Annotated in this window: 5 protein-coding genes; 1 reads left to right on the top strand and 4 read right to left on the bottom strand. The window is 47.6% G+C overall.

Going from position 1 to position 5642, the window contains the following annotated elements:
• Positions 1-385 (top strand): glycosyltransferase family 61 protein (locus tag FVR03_RS23615; protein ID WP_147924240.1); only part of this gene is annotated, 385 nt, incomplete at its 5' end.
• Positions 386-537: 152 nt separating this feature from the next.
• On the opposite strand, the gene FVR03_RS23610 is transcribed toward FVR03_RS23615, so the two are convergent.
• The 4 genes from FVR03_RS23610 to FVR03_RS23595 form a co-directional block, all read right to left on the bottom strand.
• Positions 538-1749 carry a glycosyltransferase family 4 protein gene (locus FVR03_RS23610; RefSeq protein ID WP_147924239.1) on the bottom strand — a complete coding sequence of 404 codons (1212 nt, stop codon included), beginning with the start codon at positions 1747-1749 and terminating at the stop codon, positions 538-540.
• A gap of 14 nt (positions 1750-1763) precedes the next feature.
• Positions 1764-2537 carry a nucleotidyltransferase family protein gene (locus FVR03_RS23605; RefSeq protein WP_147924238.1) on the bottom strand — a complete coding sequence of 258 codons (774 nt, stop codon included), beginning with the start codon at positions 2535-2537 and terminating at the stop codon, positions 1764-1766.
• Between the two features lie 298 nt (positions 2538-2835).
• A complete protein-coding gene (locus tag FVR03_RS23600; protein WP_147924237.1) occupies positions 2836-4158 on the bottom strand; it encodes a DUF4910 domain-containing protein in 1323 nt (440 codons plus the stop codon).
• Positions 4133-5383 carry a class I SAM-dependent methyltransferase gene (locus FVR03_RS23595; protein ID WP_147924236.1) on the bottom strand — a complete coding sequence of 417 codons (1251 nt, stop codon included), beginning with the start codon at positions 5381-5383 and terminating at the stop codon, positions 4133-4135. The genes FVR03_RS23600 and FVR03_RS23595 overlap by 26 nt, the downstream gene beginning before the upstream one ends.
• Positions 5384-5642: the final 259 nt, after the last annotated feature.

Below are 5642 nucleotides of genomic sequence, written 5' to 3'. Positions count from 1 at the left end.
GGCTCCGCATGGCTTCGACAACATCATCTCCAGCAAATACAGCATCATCGAAAAAATTCAGATGTTCTCCAGAGCAGAGGTAGTGATAGGCGCTTCTGGTGCAGGCCTGATTAACATGCTATTCTGCAAGCCTGGCACAAAGCTGATCGAGATTTTTAGTGAAGGGTTTATACTGGAACCGTTTTATGACATAGCACCCAAAATCGGCCTCGACTACGATTACGTGATCTGTAAAGGAAACAGTAAAATTAAAAACGCAGACGATGGTCAGCGGGAGCACATGACCGTGGAAATAGACAAAGTGCTGGCAGCCGTGGCGAGAATGGAGGCTGTAAAGGCGAAAAAAGATAAATTACCTACAAATAATAACGTTGAGCTCGCCTAAAACATAATCGACTTATCTTTAAAAGCAAAAGCGACTTAGTAAAGTCGTCAAAACAATTTCAGCAACTCAAAAATGATAAACCAGATAATAAATGCTCCTATTGTTATGAGGAAGCTTATTTGTACAAATTTTTAATCATGAATTTCTAATTTTTAATTTGTCGAAGCTCCTAAGTTAACTAAGGAGCTTTTGCTCTTTTTACCTTCGACCACATTTTTATAGATCGTGTGCAGCATTTCGTAATTTGCTTCCGGTGTGTAACTGGCCAGGTAACTTTGCCTGGCACCCGCTGCCAGTGTCGCACGTAGCGCCTCATCTTGCTGAAGCCTCTGCACTTTTTCTACTAACTCCTGCGCCACACCTGGTGTGTAAAGTAATCCATTGTACTCCTCCTGCACCAGATGGGCAGCCCCTCCTATGCGCGCGGCAATGGCGGGCGTGGCAGTAGAAAAAGCTTCCACAATGGTCATGCCGAATGTTTCGTGCCATTCCGAAGGAAAAACCAGCGCTGTTGCCTGTTTAAGTTCCGCCACCACCCGGTCTCTTTTCTGAAAGCCCAGAAACTCGACCGAAGGATTTTGTGACGCATAGGTAGCAACGGTTTCGGCAAGTGGTCCGTCGCCAATAATTTTGAGCGGGAAAGGCTGTAGCCGATGCGCCTGCAGCAGCGTTTCTACTCCTTTTTCGGTGGTAAGTCGCCCAACAAATAAAAAGTTATTCTGCCGCTGGCTCTCCCCTACGCCCAGGTCGGCCGTAAAATTTGGCTTTACCACCAACTGCCCTGGCCTGGGCCTCAGCGATGAATTCTGAAACAGCTCCTGGGCACCGGGCGTGAGCACAATAAACCTATCGACCGAATTTTGCCAGGTACCCAGCAACTTATGCACACCTGTAGCCAACACCACCGAAGCCGTCTGGAAGGCAGAATCCCGATACACTTTGTCCAGAATAGCCCCTACAGGAAACGTTTTATGGATGTTACCTGTCTGCACTTTGCCTTTGTAGAAGAGTAAAGCGCTCGGGCACACCAGGCGGTAGTTGTGCAGGGTCATAACTACCGGCACGCCCAGTTGCTGGCAAACTTTAAAAACCGCCGGCGATACCAACGGGAAAAAATTATGCACATGCGCCACATCAGGCCTGAAACTCTGGATCTTTTGCTTTATCAACCGGGCGCTTTTTGGGTTATACACCACCCCCAACGCAGCCTGCAGCTTATCGCCAGCCGAAACGACCTCGTTATTAGAGAAGGTTAGTTTCTCGACCTGATGCCCATATTTTTGGAGTAACTCGGCCTCTGCGAAAAAAACAGTGTCTTCGCCGCCAACCTGTTTGTAATGGTTATGGATAATTAAAATGCGCATGAAGCAGGTGTATGTTATGTAAGGGTGCTGATGGCCTCGCGTAAGTCTTCGGGAGTTCCCATATCTAGGCACGAACTACCTGGAAAGCATACGGATTGCACCTGGAGACCGTTGTAAATGGCTGCCTGAATAACAGCACCCACACTTATTTCTTTTACCTGGCCACTTGCAGACATTTGCTGCTCCAGGTGCTGTAGGTGCCGATGCATGAAAAGGGTAAACGAAGGCTGCCAGCAGGCAATGGCCCAGCCAAAGGACCGCGTGGTACTTGTCGATTTCATTTCGAGAGCTGTTACCTCGCCATCGGGTGCTGTAGCAACCATATCCCAGCTGTGGGGGCGTTTTATCTTAAAAAGACCCAGCACCACATCGGCTTGTGTTCTCTCCTGCTTCTGGAGTAAAGGAGAAAACGGATCTTCTAAACCTGTCAGGATATCCGGAAAACCGAACAGCACCTGCTTGTCTTGCACAAAGTCGTAGGCTTGGTTAAGCGAAAAAGGCGTTCCGTTCGGGTTTTGCATGAGCAGGTACGCCAGGTGCAAGCTGAGCTGGCTTCCATCGCCGAAATAAGCCGGAATGTCCCACTTGCCTTTGCGCAACACAAAGTACACCTGCTTTGCCCCGGCCCGCTGCATCTGTTCCAGCAAATACTGCGATACTACTTTAGGATGCGGCTCCCCATGCTCCGGATGCGGGCCAAAACCAACAGGAAACAACTCTTTGCTGCAAGGCAACGGCGAGAGTCGCGATCCTAACCCTGCAGCGGGTACAAGTCCTGCAATTTCCATGTATGTTTTTTTTGTTTCTTCAGAATCTGACTTTGCTTCTCCTGTTACTGAACCATATCTCCTAAGTTAAAGCTTATGAAGGAGTTGGCACTCCACCAGCTACCGCTCCTACAAGCTGCCAAGGCTACAGATAGCTGCTACCAGATTATTTAAATGAAATCAGCCTTCCAAAGGATTTTTGCTTAATTTAGTCCAAGGGTTGGTAAGACACTGGCATTATATCAGTTTATACCCTTGGCAATTAAAAGCATTTTTTTCTTCTGAAGGCTTATTTCATTCAAATAATTGAGGTACCCGTTTAGGTTACTGGCTCGAGTAGCGCATGTTGTTGCAACACAGCTGCTACCTCGGCTATGGTGCTAAAGGCGATGCCGGAGCGTTTGGCGATAGCTAACAAACTGTGCTGCCCATCCGATAGGTTCAGGAGCCAGAACATCGCCATTTCCCTCGATTTCCAGTCTCCGCTACCAGCAATAGAATCGTAAAGTCCCCTTTTCCCAAGCTTAGGTTCGCACTTTGGGTTAGTGTTCCTGTACTTCCTGTTCTGCTCAAGCACCTGTGTTACCTCCAGCAACAGAGCCACCGATTCTGCCAGCGACCCGGCTTTTACGAATTCAAGGTTATCGGCGGAGGTGTGATATTCCGGAAACTCTCCGTGCTGCGATCGCATCAGGCAGCCAACCGGAAGGTTAAAACCTGGAGAGCAGAACTGCCGCTCATCGTAGCCGTACGGGAAAAAATCGATGAGTTGGTACCCTTTGCCGCATGCCTGCAGCACATGCTCCACTACCTCATCAATCTCAAAGTTACCTTCGCGGGTTCGTTTATAGGTAAAACTTGCTTCATCGCCCAGCAGCGTCAGCACCAGGCCGTGCCTGATGTTGGCTAGCCTGTTCTCATTTTGGCTGAGCCAGGTAATCGCACCGATGGTAGCTGGTATAAATATAAAGCGATACGAATACCGGTTTTTGCGGCCGGCCAGTTCACGGGCCAGAAACGTAGCAACTGCAATTCCTGAAAGGTTGTCGTTGCAAATCGATGGGTGGCAAACGTGGCTGGAGACCAGCACTTCATCTTCTGTCTCGCCGGGCAGGTATAGTTCGCCATACGTTAACGAACCATCTTCCAGGGTGGCATCTATAACAGCCGTGTACAAGCCTTCTTCCAGTGTTTGAAGCTGCCTGTCTGGCAGACAAAAGCCCCAGTTCGGTTTGTAGTAAGATGTTTTGTAAGGAATAAGGTCAGGCTGTTCGGGCAGACTGAACAAATGCTTTTTTAGCTCCTGCAGCGGAAGTTGCTTGTTTATGGGCGTACTGTAGTTTAGCACATGCAGGTTATTCGCTGCAAAATCCACCACTTTTTCTCCTGCCTCATTCAGCAGGTAAGCATCTTGTATGTTCCATTCTTTCGGCACAACCCAATCAAATACAGGTGTTCCACTCGGTACTTCGTGTACAACAAGCGGAATGTAGTCCTGAAGGATCTGCAGCGTCTGCCTTACACCGTTGCCGGTAATGCTTCTGCAGACGGGGAAGAGCTTTGCCACCAGTGCATGCATCTCCTCCCCTACTATGGCACTAGTTGCTTCTTCGATCTCAGGCAATGGCAATGTTGGTTTCATACACATTTACTTCCGGCACAAAGGCCACGAACTTACATCCCCACTCGCCTACATAGGCTAATTGCTCCATAATTTCCTCTTTCAGGTTCCAGGGCAGAATAACGATGTAATCTGGCTTAAACTGCCGAATTTTCTCCTCATTATACACCGGAATATGGCTGCCCGGCATAAACTTACCTTGCTTAGACGGAGCTGCATCCACCACAAACTGAATCAGGTCGTTGCCTTTTATGCCTGCATAATTCAGCAGGGTGTTACCTTTGGCAGCGGCACCATAAGCAATTACTTTTTTGCCTTCTCGCTTTCTGCTGATCAGGAAATCGAGGGTGTCGTATTTTATTTTATCGACTCGTTCCTGGAAATTAGCATAGTAGTCGGTGGTGGTAATACCGGCGGCTTCTTCTTTCGCTAACAAGGCCCCCACTCGTGCCGATATTTCTTTGTTCTTGTCTTTTTTGTGTTTGGCAAAAATTCTTAACGAGCCGCCATGCGTCGGCAACTCCTCCACATCGAACATTTCGAGGGCGTGTGCTTCAAAAATTCTCTTTACTGTAGTAAACGACAAGTAAGAGAAATGCTCATGGTAGATGGTATCGAACTGGCAATCTTCTACGAGCCGGAGCAGGTGCGGAAACTCCATGGTAATAACACCATCTTTCCGTAAAGCCAGTTTAAGGCCTTCTACAAAATCGTCGATATCAGGCACGTGCGCCAGCACGTTGTTACCAATCAGCAGGTTGCCTTTTTGCCTGCGTCGGCTGAGCTTAAGGCCAAAATCCGAACCGAAATACTCCGATATGGTGGGTATTCCCTTCAGAATGGCTGCGTTTGCCGTGTTCTGAGTTGGCTCAACGCCAAGCACAGGCACACCTTTGTCTTTAAAATGCTGGAGCAGGTAACCGTCGTTCGAAGCGATTTCAATTACATAAGAGTCTTTGTTATAGCCAAAGCGCTCGATCATGGCATAGGCATACTTGCGGGCGTGCTCCACCCAGCTTTTGGAGTACGACGAGAAGTAAACATACTCATTATTAAAAATATCGGTGGCTTTTTTGTGCTCGTCTACCTGCACCAGGTGGCAGTTGTCGCAGGCGTAAATAGTTAAAGGGTAATACACCTCCGGCTCATTTAGCTGCTCCCTGCTCAGGAATGAATTGGAAGGCGGGCAATTTATTAAATCCACAAATTTATTGTGTAGCGGTGTTTTGCAGAAACGACATTCCATAATCGTTGGTCTATAGGTGAAATGAAAGGAAAAATATGGAGAGACAAATAAGCTCTAAATTTAAATGTTTAAACATCGTAGTAGGAAAAACTGCCTTATCAGATGCACTCCCTCCTAAAGAACTTCATCAAATTTGGATTACCCTTGACTAGTTTCCGGGGCTTTTAGCTTCGGAAGACCAATTTCATTTAAATAACTCGAGTTGCGATTATAAAACTATGAAGCCATCCAGGTTTGTTAAGGGGTAAAGCTACCAAAC

Origin of the sequence: Pontibacter qinzhouensis (assembly GCF_008017455.1) — a bacterium.
In the GTDB taxonomy this organism is placed as follows: Bacteria; Bacteroidota; Bacteroidia; order Cytophagales; family Hymenobacteraceae; genus Pontibacter; species Pontibacter qinzhouensis.
The sequence above is the reverse complement of the archived record's forward strand: the minus strand, read 5'-3'. Positions and strand labels throughout refer to the sequence as shown.